Genomic DNA, 17,056 nt, shown 5'->3' with positions numbered 1-17,056 from the left:
GACACTTGGACAGCCTCGCTGTTACTTACAGTATTCATGCCACAAACAGTTTTTTCATGTTAAATGTTCAGTTCTCTGAAATGTTCTTTATAATATCCATGGGCATAATGAGCCTCTCCCATATCGTCGATCTCCATCAGGAGAAACGTCGGCTTTCTGCCGGCCTGTCTTGGATAGGAAATACTCCCGGGGTTCAGAATTGTCATATCGTCCCCGATCTCTATGAACGGCACATGGGTGTGCCCGTACATCACGACGTCTACATCGTGCATCTCTCCATATTCCCGCAGATAATCCACCCCGGAATTCACATAATACGGATGTCCGTGGGTTACCCAGATGCGGTAGCCCTCTACCTCTATGGTCTCCTCGCTGGGGAGGTCAAGATAATAGTCATTATTTCCCGCTACCATGACGACAGGGCATCCGGCAATATCACGGATATACTGGTCACCGCGCTCTACATCGCCGCAGTGAATCAGCATGTCGATCTCGCCGACCTGCTCCAATACCCCTTTTACATCGTCATTACGACCATGAGAGTCACTGATTACTAAAATTCTCACAAGATAACCTCCCTAAAGAATGTCTTTGATTTTCCTCAATGCTTCTCCGCGATGACTTAACCTGTTTTTTTCTTCACTGCAAAGTTCCGCACTGTATCTGCCCAACTCCGGCAGAAAAAAGATCGGATCATAGCCAAATCCATTCTCTCCCTTTATCTCATATCCAATGATACCTTCCATAGTACCACGACTTGTCCGTATTTGTCCATCCGGAAATGCGGCTGCGATCACACAGACAAATCTGGCGGTTCTTTCTTTTTCCGGCACGCCTGCCATCCGGTCCAGAATCTTCTGATTCTTAACGGGATACGGGGTGTCCTCTCCCATATATCTGGCCGAGTACACTCCCGGCTCTTTGTTCAGCGCATCAATCTCCAGCCCGGAGTCATCCGCCATCGTAAGTTCTCCGGTAAGTTCCATGATGGCCTTGGCCTTGATGACTGCATTTTCCTCAAATGTTGTGCCGTCTTCTATAATCTCTGCGTCCACCCCTGCCTCTTTCATGGACACGACCTCATACTCTGTGTCCGCAAGGATTTCCCTGATCTCTTTCATCTTGCCCTGATTTCCTGTTGCAAATATAATTCTTTTCTTCATAATCTTATCTCCTGGGCGGTTTTGGTCCGAGATACTGACAGAACTCGGCACGAATCATTCCGTTGTAGACCTTTCTAACCTTTGCAGCTTTACCAATGTACTTCTGTGCATCTTCGTAAGAGGTGATCACATATTTAGACCATGTATCCATCTTCTGAAAAATGTCTCCAATCTGCCCGTAAAGTTCCGGCAGAGCCTCTTTTTCTTCAAGCCGCTCACCATAGGGCGGATTGGTTATGATAAATCCATAGGGTTTCGGGTGGCTGAAATCTTTTACTTCTCTTTGCTGGAAATGGATCAGATGATCCACTTCAGCGGCAGCCGCATTTTCCCTGGCAAGCTTCAGTACCCTGGAGTCCTTGTCGTAGCCCTGCAGGTCCATGGAAATATCCAGGTCCATCAGGTCTCCGGCTTCATCGGCCGCATCATACCATGTCTTTTTCGGAAGAAAATTAGTCCACGCCTCTGCCTCAAAGGAGCGGTTCATCCCCGGAGCGATTCCGGCTCCCATCATGGCAGCCTCGATCAGAAAGGTTCCGCTTCCGCAGAACGGGTCCACCAAGATGCGGTCCTTCTTCCAGGGTGTCAGCATGATCAGCGCCGCTGCAAGAGTCTCTCTGATCGGAGCTTCACTTGTCAAAGTGCGGTAGCCCCGCTTATGCAGCGGAGTCCCGCTGGTGTCAAGACTGACTGTTACCTCGTCTTTTAATATGAAGACACGCACTGGATACTCGTTCCCTGTTTCCGGAAACCAGGACACGCGGTACCGCTTTTTCAGACGTTCTACCATAGCTTTTTTGACGATCGACTGAATATCCGGAGCACTGTAAAGTTTGCTCTTTGCAGTGGAAGCCTTTTTCACCCAGAACTTTCCGTCCTCAGGAATAAAATCTTCCCAGGCAAGCTCTGCCGTCCTGTCAAACAGCTGCTCGAAGGTCGATGCGCGAAAGGCACCAACCTTGAGCAAAATCCGTTCTGCGGTCCTCAAAAACATATTTGCCCTTGCAATTCCGCCAAGGTCAGAAAAGAAGGTCACCCTTCCGTCCTCAACCTTTGCAATCTCGTATCCTAAATCCTGTATTTCTCTCTTTAATACTGCCTCCAGGCCAAAGTGGCATGGGGCGATCAATTCTATATTATTCATGTTTCTCCTTTGCATTATAATATTCATTCTACAATTTTAGGCCCAGAGATGTCAACTCTCCGCGGTAATAATAAATCCCGCCGACAATATTGTAGACCTCATATCCCTGCTCAGCCAGATGCCTTGCAGCCAGCATGCTCTGTCCGCCGAAGTCACAGTAAACAATGATCTTTTTATCTCTGAAAGCATCCTGATCTTTTATGACACCATAGGGCATGCTGAGAGCCCCTTGGAGATGTCCCTGTTTAAATCTATACGGTTCTCTCACATCAAACATCACATGATCATCCTGTTTCGAACGGTCAATACCTTCCTGCAAAGTTATATTTGTAAATTCCATTTTCAAACACTTTCCTTTTATAATTTAGAATATGCAGGAACATGAAAAGACGTCCAAAGAAAATTTCTTTGGACGTCTCTCCCGCTTTCTTCTTCTAATAACTAACGGTTAGAAGAGTTCTGGCTGCTGTTCTGAGATTTGTTCTGGTTTTTGTTCTGAGATTTGTTCTGAGATCTGTTCTGGCTGTTACTCTCGTTTGAACTGTTGCTGTTGTTACTGTTGTTGCTTTCGTTAGAATAATTTTTTGACATGATAAATTCTCCTTTCTGTTGGTTACACAAATATTGTCTGCAAAAGAGAAAAAAATATTCTTGCAAGATTTACAAAACGCAATTATAAAAAATTTTTGTATTATCCATATTTTCATCTGAAAAAAATTTATTGCTTTTTTTTTAGTGATACCTTATAATGCAGATAGTAGAAGGTATTCATTATATATATTTCTACTATATAACCCCTTATTAATTTATTTATACTCCCCTCAAAAAGACCAGATTTCCCTATCTGGCCTTTTTTTCTGTCTAAAAACAATATTTTTTAATGTAATCCGATTGCCTTTTGGATTCTGTCCTTTACCTGTTCTGCAATCTCCGTAGCCTTCATATTTTTGTAATCACCATAATACAGGGGCTTCAAAAAATGCACCTGGACTGTGACAGGCTTTATCGTATTGGAATCAAAAGGAATAAATGCATCCACGAGGGCTACCGGGACGATCGGACATTTCGCCTTTATGGCAGCCTTGAAGCTTCCTACTTTCAATGTCTGTATCTCATTCTGTTTTTCGAGCGTGTTCCTTCCGCAAATATGTAATATTCCTTTACTATTCTAATATACTTCATCGCAGAAACCGCTACAATGAAAAAGACGTATGAATATTCCACAAAACAGGCTGTCTACTGTTTATTCACTGCCGCAATTCCTCCGCATACAAGGAAAATGGATGCGATATTTACCGCGGTAAAGACGTTTTCTCTTAAAAGCAGGCCGGAAAGCAGGGTTCCGAACACCGGGATCAGCAGATTATAGATGGAAATGGAGCTGACCTGATAATGAAATAAAAGCCAGGTCCAGACGCTGAATGCAACGGCAGAGAGGACTGCCATATAAAGCAGCAGAAGCAGGCCGCTGCTTTGGAACGTCAACGTTCCATTTCCTGCATATCCAAAGATCAGAAGCAGGCTTCCTCCGAGCAGAAGCTGATATCCGGCGATCAGCATCACATTCATCGTCTGTGCCAGCTTCTTGCTGTAAATGGATGCGAGACTCTGTGACAGTGCCGCCAGCACAATGAACCCTTCTCCGTTCCAGGCAAATCCGCCGAGACTCCCTCCCTGGAGATTGATCAGGACGATGCCGGAAAGTCCCACGGCACATCCTATGATTTTCTTTGCCGTCAGCCGGTCGCTCTTAAAAAAGAAAGGTGCCAAAACCACCGGAAAGAATGCCGTAAATGAGTTGATGATCGACCCCTTGGCTCCCGTGGTATGCGCAAGGCCCACATAAAAGAAATAATACTGGATTGTCGTCTGAAGGATTCCTAGGGTCAGAAGCTGTTTGAATGCCCCTTTTTTTGGCAATGGCCGCTGTCTTGTCTGGACTCCTAAGACTGCAAGCACCATGAGCCCTGCCGCCGCAAAACGGATGCCTGCAAACAGCAGCTTGCTCCCGATATCATCTCCCTGTATCTTAAAGATCTCATAGCCCAATTTTACGCTGGGAAAAGCGCTTCCCCATAAAAAAGTGGCAAGCACCGCGAGGGCTACCATCAATGATTTGTTCTTTTTTTCCATAAATTCCTCCGCTCCTGATTGTTCTTCTATTCTATCATGTTTTACAGACAGATTAAGAATGATTTTCATCTGTATTTATTTTTATACAAACCGATTTTTTATTGACAAATGAATCCCCAGGAGTATAATGGGAACCAATCAAGAACAAAGGCGTTCCGATCAAGAGATTGGAATGCCTTTTTTTCTTAAATTAAAAAGAGGAGGAATTATATTATGATGAAGAAAGTTGTAGTTGTCATCAAACCTGAGAAGCTCACGGATGTAAAACATATCCTGGAAGCTCACAAAGTATCCGGACTCATGATCTCCAATATCATGGGCTATGGAAACCAGAAAGGATTTACCCAGAAATACAGAGGGAATGAATTGAATTCCAATCTGCTCCCTAAGATCAAAGTAGAATCTGTGATGCCGGAAGAAGTTGTAGAAAAGGTGACGAAAGATATCGTAAACACCGTCCGCACCGGTAAATTCGGAGACGGCAAGATCTTTGTCTCACCTGTGGAAGAAGCTATCAGAATCCGTACCGGTGAGACCGGAAAAGACGCTTTATAATCTAAGCGGTAAAAATATGAAAACAATAGAATACTTACATCATTATCAAAGGGGATAATGCAGCCAGGCCATAAATGGCAGGCACGCATTGTCCCCTTTTTGTCTTAAAGGAGGATATAAATATGGACGTACAGCAGTTATTAAATATTGTATGGACTTGTATCTCAGCTTTCCTTGTCTTCTTCATGCAGGCAGGCTTCGCAATGGTTGAGACAGGTTTTACAAGAGCAAAAAATTCTAGCAACATCATCATGAAAAACTTGATGGACTTTGTCCTCGGCACCCTTTGTTTCTTTGTCATTGGATTTGCCCTGATGTTCGGAGGCGACAATCCTATCGTCGGCACCACAGGCTTTTTCAATCCAACATCCATTGACTTGCAGCAGTTTAAAGATCTCACTCCGGGTGTCTTCATGATCTTTCAGACTGTATTTTGTGCCACAGCCGCAACCATCGTTTCCGGGGCCATGGCAGAGCGTACAAAGTTTTCTTCCTATCTGGCTTACAGTGCACTGATCAGTCTGATCATCTACCCGATCACCGGACACTGGATCTGGGGCGGCGGATGGCTTGCCGATCTTGGTTTCCATGATTTTGCAGGCTCCACTGCAGTCCATTCTGTCGGCGGATGGCTTGCACTGGTCGGTGCTGCAACCCTCGGTCCCCGTATCGGGAAATATAAAGCAGACGGAACTCCGAGAGCGATACCTGCCCACAACATTGCTTTAGGTGCACTTGGAGTCTTTATCTTATGGTTCTGCTGGTTCGGATTTAACTGCGGTTCCACGACTGCTGCCACCGATACTCTTGGCTCCATCGCCATGACAACAAACCTGGCTGCCGCCGCATCCACCTTAGTGGCATTGATCATCACCTGGGTACGCTATGGAAAGCCTGATGTTTCCATGACTCTGAATGGTTCCCTCGCTGGACTCGTAGGTATCACGGCCGGTTGTGACGTAGTATCCAATTACGGAGCGATTGCCATCGGTGCTATCTGCGGAGTCGTTGTAGTTGCTGTAATCGAACTGCTTGATAAAAAAGCAAAAATAGATGACCCGGTCGGAGCCTGCGGTGTGCATCTGGCCTGCGGCGTGGTTGGAACCCTTCTGACAGCCTTCTTCGCAACCGGAGATTCATTAAAGCTTTTAGATATCACAAGAGGTGCATTTATCAAAGCACAGTTTATCGGTGTCGCTGCCGTTGCCGCTTACTGTATTGTCGGCGGGCTCATCATCTTCCAGGGACTTAAGCATACCATCGGACTTCGCGCTTCCGAGGAAGAAGAAATTGCAGGTATGGACATATCAGAGCATGGTATTTCCGGTTATGCAGATTTCCCACTGAAAAGCGACCATTAATATAAATAATATAACCGGGGTCCTCTCCCCCGTTTATATAAAAGACTAATTTTGCTGAAAAACCCCTGAGGATGTTCTCAGGGGTTTTCTCGTATCTTATCGTTCCAAACGGATGCTCTGACAGGCACATCCTCTGGGACATCTTCTCAAGGATCGGCTTCAGGCGAACCTTATTACCTTTACTTTTTTAAAGCGTATTTTTTCTTCCGGCTTTGTGCTGGACGTATCTGCTTCGGCTTCTTCATAAGGGATTTCCAGACGCATTATTATTCAGATTCTACTCTTTCGCCTTCTTCTCCACAAGTCCCATCATCATCAGCTGATAGCTCACCAGATATCCGATCATGATCCATATGATCCCTGTGAAGAAAGAAATCCCCGCCGTAAGGCCGATGGTACCGATCAGTTCACAGGGTACCCTGGCATAGATAGACATCTGAAAAATCTTCCCGAATGCCATGGGCTGATTTCTGGTTTTCATATTCAGAGACACCAGCCAGGAGATCAGCAGACAGTAAAACAGATACTGAAGTACGATTCCTGCATATACAAAAAGCAGTGAGACAAATATCAGGAAATATACCAATGGAAGCAGATTCGCCATATCCTGATTTGTAAATGTGACATTTTTCATGGTACTGAAATTCTTTGTTATGGTCTGTCCCATGACAGAAGTCTTAATCACCATATTATTCTTTGAAAAATGAACTTCATCGGAATATTTATCATCGAAGTCATCTGCCCCAATGGACTTTTTATTTGAATCTGCCGAGATATGGAGTGCGCCCAGATTAAAGTCAATAGCGCGTTCCAGCTTTAATTGTCCGTCTTTCAGTTCAAAGGCAGGCAGCCGGTTCATGACAAAGTTTCTCGGGCCTCCCACACTCACAGCAAATCCTGCCAGATCCATCACCGGTCCAAGCAGAGTAATGACCAGGCCCATCAGCAATGTAAATATAGCTACCTTCCATTTTTTCACGTTCAGCAGCTTCTTATACTGCCTCGGTTTGGTGCAGGCAATGTAGAACTGCTCCCAAATGCTTATTTTTTCTGTACTTTGCATTCTTATTTTTCCTCGTATATGATGCTTTCCAATAATTTCTCTTTGGCCTCTGTTCCAAGCAGAAGTTCCACCAATTTCCCCGCAAACGGGATGGCAGTTCCCATACCCCGGCTGGTGATCACCTTGCCGTCAGCGACAACGGATTCAGTCACATATTCCGCATTTCCAAGCCCATCCTCCTGTCCGGGATAACAGGTCGCTTTCTTTCCGTCTAAAAATCCATACTTGCCGAGCACTGTCGGCGCGGCGCAGATCGCTGCCAGATATTTTCCATTATCATACGCCTTTTTCAGAAGCTTCGCAAGCCCTTCATGCTCTCTCAGCGCAATGGTGCCCGGCATTCCGCCCGGCAGCACGTACATGGCTCCTTCCGGCTCCAGCACTTCGTGAAACATACAGTCTGCCTCCACTTCGATATGATGGGAGCCTGTGATCATCTTAGAAGGCCCTACAGAAACCATAATGACTTCGATCCCTGCCCGACGGAGCATATCTACGACCGTGAGTCCTTCTATCTCTTCAAAACCATCTGCTAAAAACACAAATACCTTATTCATAAGTTCATCGTCCTTTCTTAATCTGTTCAAAACGAAAACATTCTTTTACTACTACTTTATGTAAAACAAGCAGGCATATCAGGTTTGGTACTGCCATCAGCCCATTCATTGTGTCCGAGAAATTCCATACAAGCTGAAGCGGCACGGTGGCCCCCACAAAGACTACAAAAGAGTATACAACCCGGTATAATTTAATATAAGAAGTCTTTTTCACCAGGTATTCCAGCGCTTTCTCTCCGTAATACTCCCATCCTATGATCGTGGAAAAGGCAAACATGATGATCCCCAGACCGACGCATATCTCCCCGGCCGGGCCAAGAGCCTTTTCAAATGCTTTCATCGTCAGCGCCGCCCCGGTGATCAGTCTGCCGTGGGAATCCACACTTCCGAGCACCCCCGAGGATGCTACAATCAGACCCGTCACACTGCATACGACCAGCGTGTCAAAGAAAGTCCCTGTCATGTTGATATATCCCTGTCTGGAGGGATGATCCGTCTTAGCCGCTGCCGCAACGATCGGAGCAGAACCCAGACCTGCCTCGTTGGAAAATATTCCTCTGGCGATTCCCCACCTCATGGAAGGAAATAATCCTGCTACAATCGTACCTCCGACTCCCCCTGCCATAGCCCTCGGAGAGAGTCCCATTTCAAAAATCATCCTGATTCCCTGTCCTAGATTGGCCCTGTTCATATAGATGACAGCAATGCCCATCACAAAATAAAATACTGCCATCTTGGGTACGAAAAATCCGCACACCCTGCCGATGCTCTTGATCCCTCCGATCAGGATGGACAATGCCAGCAGAGCGATCACGGCTCCGGTCAGCCAGTGGGGAGTGCCCCAAAGGCCTGCCATTGACTCGGCAATGGAATTGGCCTGTGTCATATTCCCGATGCCGAAGGATGCAAATACTGTAAATAAGGAAAAGAAAAATGCCAGCACGAGACCGATCCATTTAATCTTAAAACCATTCTTCATGGCATACATAGGTCCGCCGCACATTTCTCCGTTTTTATTGACTTCCCGGTACTTCACCGCCAGAACACTCTCTGCATATTTCGTAGAAAGCCCGAACAGGGCACTGATCCACATCCACAGAAATGCCCCGGGGCCGCCCATGACCATGGCGGTGCTGACGCCGACGATATTTCCGGTTCCTATGGTAGCTGCCAGAGCTGTCATCAATGACTGGAATCCGGAGATATCCCCGTCCTGTCCCCCGCTCTTATCCCTGACAAACACCATCCTTAAGGCATAGGGGAGATTCCTCCACGGAAGAAATTTAAGGCGTATGGTCAGAAAGATACCTGTCCCCATCAAGAGCACAAGCATGACAGGTCCCCATACAAAATCATTGATCGCTTTCATAAACTACCTCCCTGCATCTTTCCGGCCGAGCGTAGAAAGATTCTATTTAACTACTTTAATGAAAAAATATGAAAAAGTCAACGCCATGCAACTTTTTTCATTGACTTTTCATAAATGAATCGTTACAATAATAGATGTGTTTCACGGGTCTGTAGTTAAATGGATATAACAGCCCCCTCCTAAGGGGCCGTTGTGGGTTCGATTCCCGCCAGGCCTATGTTTAAAAGTTCCGTTTTAACGGAACTTTTTTTGTTTCTCAGGAATATGTTGATAAATTAGTTTATGCTTTCAGGAGGTTATATTATGATAGACGCCATTTTAAAGCGGCGCAGTATCCGGAAATTTAAAAAAACTGATGTATCTCCCATGATTATAGAGGAGATCCTTCAGGCCGGAATTCTGGCCCCGTCCTCAAAAAACAGGCAGCCATGGCGGTTTACCGTCGTCTCAGGCACTGCAAAAGCCGGGATGCTCTCGGCTATGGAACAGGGTATCATAAGAGAAGAAGTGAATCCCCTTCTGCCGTACAGCAGCGCTCATCTGAACGGCGCGCGCTGTACGCTTGAAATCATGAGGCAGGCTCCGGTTACTATATTCATCACCAATGCTTTAGGCCTTGACCTGTCGCGCTCTCTGACAGAAGAAGACCGTATCTCTGAGCTCTGCAATGCCCAGTCGATCGGGGCTGCGATCCAGAATATGACTCTTACCGCCTGTCAACTGGGATTGGGAAGCCTCTGGATCTGTGATATTTTCTTTGCCCTTGAAGAACTGACAACATGGCTTCACGCGGAAGGACAGCTCTTTGCCGCGCTGGCAGTCGGATATGCAGATGAATCCCCTGATCCCCGGCCGAGAAATGACATCAGCTGTATTACCAAATGGATAACGGAATAGTTTGTCTCTTTCCATAAATAAGCCCCTTTACTCTCCCAAAAGAAAAAGTAAAGGGGCTTGATCACTTTGTATACCCATCATAAATGAATAAGCCAACGATAAGCCTGTTTTCTTTGTTATTCAGGAAAACCGCAAGAATGATGAAAACCCTTCTGTCCTGTGCAGTTATAATCAATTCCAGTGAAAGGAGAATCAAAAAATGCATTACACAAAAATAGAAAAGATCGTATCGGTCATTGACTATATTGAATCTCATCTGTCCGAAAAACTGGACCTGGAAATCATCTCCGGAGCAATGCACTATTCAAAATACCACCTGCACCGGATGTTCACTGCTGCTGTGGGCCTGACTCTGCACGATTATATTCAGCGCCGGCGTCTGACTGAAGCCGCTAAACTGCTTGTTTTTTCAGAACAGCCGATTCTTGATATCGCTCTGAAGTCAGGGTATGAAAGCCAGCAGGCCTTTTCAAATATTTTTACGGCAATGTATAAGACATCTCCAGGAAAATACAGAGAAAATGAAAAATTCTATCCCCTTCAGCTTAAATTTGATTTTGGAGGTAACTATCCTATGTTAAACAGCAAAGAAGCTTCGAACTGGAATGTGACATTCGCGGCAGAAGATGACATCCCTTGCTGGATGGAACTGGTACGCCTTGTCATTGACGGGTTTCCCCACCTGCATGAGGATGAATATGAAGCAATTCTGCGCCAAAAGATCAGAACAAAGCAGGCATTGATCTTAAAAGACGGAAACTGCGCTGTGGGTATCATGCTCTTTTCGTACCAAACCGGTGCCATTGATTTCATGGGTGTACATCCTCTGTATAGAAAAAAGGGCATACCAAAAGCCTTTCTTGAGAAAGTCATGACAGAATTGCTGAACGGAAAAGAAATCAGTATTACCACATTCAGAGAAGGAGACAGGGCAGACACAGGGCACCGCAGAGAAATCCAGGACCTGGGATTTGCAGAGGCAGAACTTCTCATTGAGTTCGGCTATCCCACACAAAGGTTTATTCTGAGCAGGGAGGAGCAGGATCATGGAAAATAAAGAATTACAGTTCCCGGATGAATGGGAGCACCTTACATTGATCCGGACCAGGCTTGACGAGGCACTCCGCGAGGCGGAGGAAGCTGTAAGCCGGCTGGACCGGCAGTACACAGATGCCAGACATTATATGTCCGAGGCCCGGGGAGAGATCGATCCCCATGAAATGTTTCAAAATGAGCTGCTATTAAAACAGACAGACCACACAGGCGCATTTGCAGCAGAAATGTATGAAAGGCTCTGCAAATTGAAGGATTCTCCTTATTTTGCCCGAATCGATTTTTGCGAAAAAGGCAGCCTAAGGCCGGAAACATATTATATCGGGCGTTTTTCTTTCCGGCATGGATATGAACTTTTGATCCTTGACTGGCGGGCACCCATATCCGGTATGTTCTACGATTACGAGATCGGGCCGGCCGGATTTGATGCGCCGTCGGGCAGGATCGAGGGGTACCTTGCAAAGAAACGGCAGTTTGGCATCAAAAACGGAGTCCTTGAATATGCCCTTGAGACTTCTGCAAATATACAGGACGATGTCCTTCAAAAAGAGCTGAGCCATACTTCCAGTGAAAAGATGAAAACGATCATTTCTACGATTCAAAAGGAACAAAACCGGATCATACGGGATGAAGAAACTGAAACATTGATCATCCAGGGGGCCGCCGGTTCAGGAAAAACTTCCATTGCACAGGGCCAGTCAAATATTGAAAAAGCTGACTTCCATGCTTTCTGTGAAAAGTACTCTTGCACTATACAAAGATTTTTACAGAAAAGCGGGAGTACCGGAAATGCTGGTGCTGCCAGCAAAAAGCACTCTGGAATGGCCTGATGTATATCCTTTTCTGTACCTGAGCGCTGCCTTTGAAGGATTAAACGTAAGCAGGATCACAAAACATCTGGTGATCGATGAAATGCAGGATTACACTCCGATACAGTATGCTGTCATCAATCTTTTATTTCCATGTTCAAAAACTATTATCGGTGATTTCGGGCAGTCCGTACATCCATATCACCTTCACAGCCTGGAAGATATCAGGACTGTTTATAAGGCTGGAAAGTTTACGGAACTGAAGAAAAGCTACCGCTCTACTTATGAAATCATGACTTTTGCCAAATGTATTCTTGGTACTGACTCCTTAGAGCCGGTGGAGCGCTGCGGTGAACCGCCTGCCTTCTATGCCTGTGCCGATGAAGCGGACCATCTTGACAGACTTAAAACTGCTGTCAGACATTTTATAGAGGGACGCAGTTCTTCTCTTGGGATCATCACAAAAACAAATGCCGGGGCCTCTGCAGTTTTTAATCTGCTTACGAAAGAATTTGAAGTCCATCTTCTCACTCCCGAGAGTACCAGTTTTCAGAACGGCATCACGGTCACTTCCGTCAGGATGTCCAAAGGCCTGGAATTTGATGAAGTCATCCTCCCCGATGCAGACAGCAAAACTTACAAAACCGAACATGACAGAAATCTGCTTTATATTGCGTGCACAAGAGCCATGCACCGGCTGACCCTCCTGTACACCCAAGAAATCTCCTGCTTTGCGGAGCGTGCCATGGAGAAAGATATATGATATAATATGTCTATATTAAAATGAGCACGTGAAAAGGAGGAGGATTTCGTGGATACGTCTTACCGCACAAGCCTGGAACTGAACCAAAAGCAGCAGCTGTCCCAGTCACAGATCCAGTCTTTGAATATACTGGCACTGGATAATGGGGAGCTGTCTGAGTTCCTGCAAAATGAATATATAGAAAATCCAATCCTGGATTATTCACCGCCCTCCTCTTCCTATACCGTTTCTGAAAGCCAGAGTTTTGACATCCCGGCCGAAAACACGGAGGAAGTCAAAACCTTTTTGCTGGATCAGCTGAACCAGAACGATTTTACACCGATGGAATGGCAGACCATGAAGTTCATGATCGACTGCCTGGACTCCGGCGGTTTCTTTAAGATTTCTGTTCATGAACTTTCCGTTCTCTTAACCATCCCGGAACATGAGATCAGGATGTGCTATGACGTGCTCTCCGATCTGGAACCTGCAGGAATCTTTTCTGAAAATCTGTCCCAGTGTCTGCTCAAACAGCTGGAGGTGAAAGGCAAAAAAACCGATATCCTGGAGACGATCATTCTGGATCATCTGGATGACATTGCCCTGGGCCATATCAGCACCATTTCCAGGAAATTAAAGATCAGTACGGCAGAAGTCCGAAAAAACATTGCCGTCATCCGTAACCTGAATTCCAAGCCGCTCCAGGGATTTTCAACGGCGAGGACCGAATATATCACGCCGGATATCATCGTCACATACCAGGAAGGCAAGTGGGATATCCGGCTGAACGACGACTGGGTAGGAAATTATTCTCTGAACGACTATTATGTAAAAATGCTCAGAGACGCAAAAGACCCGGAACTGAAAGAATATTTTCAAAAAAAATATAAGCGGTGCCGTTTTATCATCGCAAGCATTGACCAGCGCAGACAGACCATGTTAAAGATCACAGAAGCCATTCTTGCAAGACAGTCTGATTTCTTTTTAAACCATGGCTGTCTGAAGCCTATGACCATGAACAACGTCGCCGGGGATATCAACACGCACATCTCCACGGTGAGCCGCGGCATCAAAGGCAAATATCTTCAGTTTCCGTGCGGCATCGTCTCCATGAGATCTCTGTTTTCCGGCGCTGCTCCTGCCTCCGGCACATCCATCAGCACAGGAGATATCAAGACGATCTTAAAAAAACTAGTCGCCTCAGAAGACCCGAGGAAGCCGTACAGTGACCAAAAGCTCTGCACCCTTTTAAAAGAGAAGGGAATCTCTATCTCCAGAAGGACTGTCGCAAAGTATCGGGAACAGATGGGGATCAAAGGCACCTACGACAGAAAAGAGACCTAGAGGGCAGGCTGAAAATGCCCCGGGCTGCACCGGCGTCTCAGCCTCTGTGCCGTCTTTACAGAGTGAAACTGATGCTCTCCCAGACTCTCCACAGTCATAACACCCATAAGGGAATTGGTCAGAAACATTTCATCGTACATTTTTATGTCCTCCGGCCGGATGACAGTCTCTTCTGCCTGAAAGGACCGGCATACATATTCTCTCATGATACCAGGAAGCATCCCGCAGGAAACCGGCGGGGTATAAAGCTTCCCGTCCTTTACAAAAAACACATTGGATACGGTCCCCTCTGTGATCTCTCCTTTTCCGTTCAGAAAGACAGCTTCGTCAAATCCCTGTTGTGCTGCCTTCCTCTTTTCCATTAGATTTTCTGCATAGTTTAGTGTCTTATAGTATGTGAGCGGTGATGTTTCGTTTCTTCGGATCTGGCTGTACTCTGTGCGAACCATTGTATCTGAATCCTTTCCCGCATATGGGTTTGGATGCACTGAAACCACAAAATTTTTCTCTGACACCGCAGCCTTCAGGGCATCATGCCCGGAAAGCTTTTCTTTGTTCCGGTCCAGATAATCCCACACCATTCTTTCTACCGGTTCTCTTTGAAAAGGTATTCCGAAATATTTTGCAGCTCCCTCAAGCCTTTCCATATGCCGATCAAAAAACACCGGGACTCCGTCTTCCAGAGCCATTGTCTCAAAAGCCCCGATTCCAAAATAATATCCTTCATCCGGCTGCAATCTCATGATTCCTGTCTCCTCTCTCCTGCCGCGATGGCTTCCAGCACCGCTTTTGCTTTCTGCATCATTTCCTCGTATTCAAACTCCGGGTCTGATTCCCATGTGATGCCGCCGCCCACGCCCAGATGGTATCTTCCGTCCTTATAAACTGCTGTGCGGATCACAATATTGAAGTCACAGTCTCCGTTCAGCGAGAAATATCCGATGGAACCGGTATAGAGTCCCCTTCTGCTCCGCTCCAGCCGGTCAATGATCTCCATCGCCCGGATCTTCGGAGCCCCGGTTACCGATCCCCCCGGAAACATGGCTTTTATCAGCCTGTCCACAGACATATGGTCTTCCAGTTTCCCTGTCACGGTGCTGACTAAATGAAACACGGTGGCATACTCCTCCGGCACACAATGTTCCGGCACCCGGACACTGCCGGGCGTACACACACGGTTTAAGTCATTCCGTTCCAGATCCACGATCATCAGCAGTTCGCTTCTGTCTTTTTCCGACTCTGAAAGCTGCCTTCTCAGCATTGCATCTTCCTCTTCGGTTTCACCCCTTCTTCTGGTTCCCTTGATTGGCCTCGTCACAGCGGTGCCGTCTTGTATTTTCAGAAAACGCTCCGGCGATGCACAGATCACCTGGAATTCCCCATAATTCATATAGGCGCCAAACGGAGACGGATTGCAGGTGCGCAGGTATCGGAATACATCATAACACCTTCCTTTTCCCGGGATTGAAAGCTGCTGTGTCATGTTGGCAATATAAATATCCCCTTCTTCAATATAGGTAATCATCTGTTCCACGGCTCTCTCATACTCTTCCTTCCTGAAATCCGGAAAAAACTGCGTTCTCCCCTCCTGTTTTTGCAAAACCTCCGGGGCCGCATTTTTCAGCAGTGTCTCTTCCATCTCCTGAAAAGCTTCAGCGGCGCCGGTGAGTTCCTCTCTTGAGGCCAGATAAAGCCTTCTCTCTTTCTGGTCCGCTATGATGAGACGGTCATAAAAAGCGAACACAGCATCCGGAATTTTTAAAGTCTTTGCATGTCTGGACGGGATCTTCTCAAATTTCCTTCCGAAGTCGTAAGACAAATACCCAAATGCCCCGGAAACCACAGGCAGTCCTGTGATATTTTCTTCTTTATATAATTTCAGATAATGATCCAGAACTTTCTCGACAGGATCGCCGGAAATGTCTTCGTTTATTTTGCACACTCCATTTTCCTCCTCCAGAATAAGATAAGGTTCCAGGGCGATGACAGAATATCTGCCCTGTTCATTCTTCATGGAAGAGTCAAGAAACACGGCATACTTTTCGTTCCTGTACGGATAAAAAGCCTCTTCCGGCTCTTTATAAAAATTAAGCTTTTTTACTTTTGTCTTCATGCTTTCCACCTCTCACACAGCCTCATATAATTTGCAAGCAGTTCCAGTCCATATTCCGTAAGTACCGCTTCCGGGTGAAACTGAACACCCCAGACCGGCTCTGACCTGTGGCTGACCGCCATCACCTCCCGGTCCGGGGAGACAGCGTCTATCCTGAGTGCCTCTGGAAGGCTTGCTTTGTCCGCGGTCAGAGAGTGATATCTGGTCACAAGAAAATCCTGAGGAAGCCCTGTGAACAGTTCCTCCTGTCTGTGCCTTACAGGCGTCAGTTTCCCATGCATAGGTCTTGACCCTTTGATGATGCAGCAGCCGAAAGCATGACAGATGATCTGATGCCCTAAACATACTCCGAGGATCGGAACCCTGCCTGTAAACCTCCTCACCAGCTCCACGGATTTTACACAGTCCCCGGGACTTCCGGGACCGGGAGAAAGGATCAGCCCCTGAAGTTTCTTCTGCCCGTGCAGCCGCTCCAGAGATTCAAAATCTGCGCAGTCACTCCTTACCGGTTTTATTTCTGCTCCCAGAATCTGAAATTCCCTCACCAGATTATATACATAGGAATCATAATGATCAACCATTACATACATTTTAAAACCTCCTTAAATAAAAAACGACTGCCAAAAGCAGACACAGCCCTCAGGCATATGTCCGCTTCCGGCAGTCTTCCGTTCTGTTTTCTCCTGCAAACAGGATTTCATCCGGGCACACCAGTTTATTTTATTTCTCTCTTCAAATCCTACCACAATTATT

The 17,056-nt window shown here is 46.3% G+C and carries 16 protein-coding genes, 1 tRNA gene and 2 pseudogenes; 7 read left to right on the top strand and 12 right to left on the bottom strand.

Annotation, left to right across the window (positions count from 1 at the left end):
• Positions 1 to 59: 59 nt before the first annotated feature.
• From P8F77_RS03545 to P8F77_RS03520, 6 genes and pseudogenes are all read right to left on the bottom strand, one after another.
• Positions 60 to 566: a metallophosphoesterase gene (locus P8F77_RS03545; RefSeq protein WP_006568650.1), complete on the bottom strand. Its 507-nt coding sequence runs from the start codon at positions 564 to 566 to the stop codon at positions 60 to 62.
• A gap of 12 nt (positions 567 to 578) precedes the next feature.
• Positions 579 to 1,163 carry an XTP/dITP diphosphatase gene (locus P8F77_RS03540; RefSeq protein WP_024728518.1) on the bottom strand — a complete coding sequence of 195 codons (585 nt, stop codon included), beginning with the start codon at positions 1,161 to 1,163 and terminating at the stop codon, positions 579 to 581.
• Between the two features lie 4 nt (positions 1,164 to 1,167).
• Positions 1,168 to 2,307, bottom strand: a complete 1,140-nt coding sequence (locus P8F77_RS03535) for a class I SAM-dependent RNA methyltransferase (protein WP_024728519.1) — start codon at positions 2,305 to 2,307, stop codon at positions 1,168 to 1,170.
• Between the two features lie 28 nt (positions 2,308 to 2,335).
• Complete coding sequence (locus tag P8F77_RS03530) at positions 2,336 to 2,647, bottom strand: rhodanese-like domain-containing protein (protein WP_024728520.1); 312 nt, start codon at positions 2,645 to 2,647, stop codon at positions 2,336 to 2,338.
• Between the two features lie 537 nt (positions 2,648 to 3,184).
• A pseudogene (locus P8F77_RS03525) lies at positions 3,185 to 3,468 on the bottom strand (lysophospholipid acyltransferase family protein); the annotation flags it as partial.
• Positions 3,469 to 3,543: 75 nt separating this feature from the next.
• Positions 3,544 to 4,440, bottom strand: coding sequence for a DMT family transporter (locus tag P8F77_RS03520; protein ID WP_024728522.1), 897 nt, complete (start codon positions 4,438 to 4,440; stop codon positions 3,544 to 3,546).
• Between the two features lie 216 nt (positions 4,441 to 4,656).
• On the opposite strand from P8F77_RS03520, the gene P8F77_RS03515 reads away from it, so the two are divergent.
• Positions 4,657 to 4,995 carry a P-II family nitrogen regulator gene (locus tag P8F77_RS03515; RefSeq protein ID WP_024728523.1) on the top strand — a complete coding sequence of 113 codons (339 nt, stop codon included), beginning with the start codon at positions 4,657 to 4,659 and terminating at the stop codon, positions 4,993 to 4,995.
• A gap of 122 nt (positions 4,996 to 5,117) precedes the next feature.
• Positions 5,118 to 6,356: an ammonium transporter gene (locus P8F77_RS03510; protein WP_024728524.1), complete on the top strand. Its 1,239-nt coding sequence runs from the start codon at positions 5,118 to 5,120 to the stop codon at positions 6,354 to 6,356.
• Positions 6,357 to 6,633: 277 nt separating this feature from the next.
• On the opposite strand, the gene P8F77_RS03505 is transcribed toward P8F77_RS03510, so the two are convergent.
• The 3 genes from P8F77_RS03505 to P8F77_RS03495 are packed head-to-tail and all read right to left on the bottom strand — an operon-like array spanning position 6,634 to position 9,345.
• The gene (locus P8F77_RS03505; RefSeq protein ID WP_148460356.1) at positions 6,634 to 7,419 is read right to left on the bottom strand and encodes a DUF1189 family protein; all 786 of its coding nucleotides are present in this window, start codon (positions 7,417 to 7,419) and stop codon (positions 6,634 to 6,636) included.
• Between the two features lie 2 nt (positions 7,420 to 7,421).
• On the bottom strand, positions 7,422 to 7,976 hold the full coding sequence (locus P8F77_RS03500; protein WP_024728526.1) for a DJ-1 family glyoxalase III: 555 nt from the start codon (positions 7,974 to 7,976) through the stop codon (positions 7,422 to 7,424).
• Positions 7,977 to 7,980: 4 nt separating this feature from the next.
• On the bottom strand, positions 7,981 to 9,345 hold the full coding sequence (locus P8F77_RS03495) for a sodium:alanine symporter family protein (protein ID WP_287519542.1): 1,365 nt from the start codon (positions 9,343 to 9,345) through the stop codon (positions 7,981 to 7,983).
• 145 nt (positions 9,346 to 9,490) lie between these two features.
• Between P8F77_RS03495 and P8F77_RS03490 the strand changes: the two genes are divergently transcribed.
• From P8F77_RS03490 to rpoN, 5 genes and pseudogenes are all read left to right on the top strand, one after another.
• Positions 9,491 to 9,562: transfer RNA gene (locus tag P8F77_RS03490), tRNA-Arg, on the top strand.
• A gap of 86 nt (positions 9,563 to 9,648) precedes the next feature.
• Positions 9,649 to 10,242 carry a nitroreductase family protein gene (locus tag P8F77_RS03485; RefSeq protein WP_287519540.1) on the top strand — a complete coding sequence of 198 codons (594 nt, stop codon included), beginning with the start codon at positions 9,649 to 9,651 and terminating at the stop codon, positions 10,240 to 10,242.
• A 199-nt stretch (positions 10,243 to 10,441) separates the two neighbouring features.
• Positions 10,442 to 11,299 carry a GNAT family N-acetyltransferase gene (locus P8F77_RS03480; RefSeq protein WP_024728529.1) on the top strand — a complete coding sequence of 286 codons (858 nt, stop codon included), beginning with the start codon at positions 10,442 to 10,444 and terminating at the stop codon, positions 11,297 to 11,299.
• Positions 11,289 to 12,867 (top strand): annotated as a pseudogene (locus P8F77_RS03475) (ATP-binding domain-containing protein). The gene P8F77_RS03480 and the pseudogene P8F77_RS03475 overlap by 11 nt, the downstream one beginning before the upstream one ends.
• A 48-nt stretch (positions 12,868 to 12,915) precedes the next feature.
• Complete coding sequence (gene rpoN, locus P8F77_RS03470) at positions 12,916 to 14,190, top strand: RNA polymerase factor sigma-54 (RefSeq protein WP_287519538.1); 1,275 nt, start codon at positions 12,916 to 12,918, stop codon at positions 14,188 to 14,190.
• On the opposite strand, the gene P8F77_RS03465 is transcribed toward rpoN, so the two are convergent.
• Genes P8F77_RS03465 through P8F77_RS03455 form a run of 3 tightly spaced genes read right to left on the bottom strand, consistent with a single transcriptional unit; the run spans position 14,187 to position 16,893 of the window.
• Positions 14,187 to 14,933, bottom strand: a complete 747-nt coding sequence (locus tag P8F77_RS03465) for an aminotransferase class IV (protein WP_024728532.1) — start codon at positions 14,931 to 14,933, stop codon at positions 14,187 to 14,189. The genes rpoN and P8F77_RS03465 overlap by 4 nt on opposite strands.
• Positions 14,930 to 16,303 (bottom strand): aminodeoxychorismate synthase component I, encoded by a 1,374-nt coding sequence (gene pabB, locus P8F77_RS03460; protein ID WP_024728533.1) that lies wholly within the window; start codon positions 16,301 to 16,303, stop codon positions 14,930 to 14,932. Before pabB ends, P8F77_RS03465 begins: the two co-directional genes overlap by 4 nt.
• Positions 16,300 to 16,893: an aminodeoxychorismate/anthranilate synthase component II gene (locus tag P8F77_RS03455; RefSeq protein WP_024728534.1), complete on the bottom strand. Its 594-nt coding sequence runs from the start codon at positions 16,891 to 16,893 to the stop codon at positions 16,300 to 16,302. Before P8F77_RS03455 ends, pabB begins: the two co-directional genes overlap by 4 nt.
• Between the last annotated feature and the right edge of the window lie 163 nt (positions 16,894 to 17,056).

Origin of the sequence: Anaerostipes sp. PC18 (assembly GCF_039789045.1) — a bacterium.
Classification (GTDB): Bacteria; Bacillota; Clostridia; order Lachnospirales; family Lachnospiraceae; genus Anaerostipes; species Anaerostipes hominis.
This window is presented reverse-complemented; position numbering and strand designations above follow the sequence as displayed.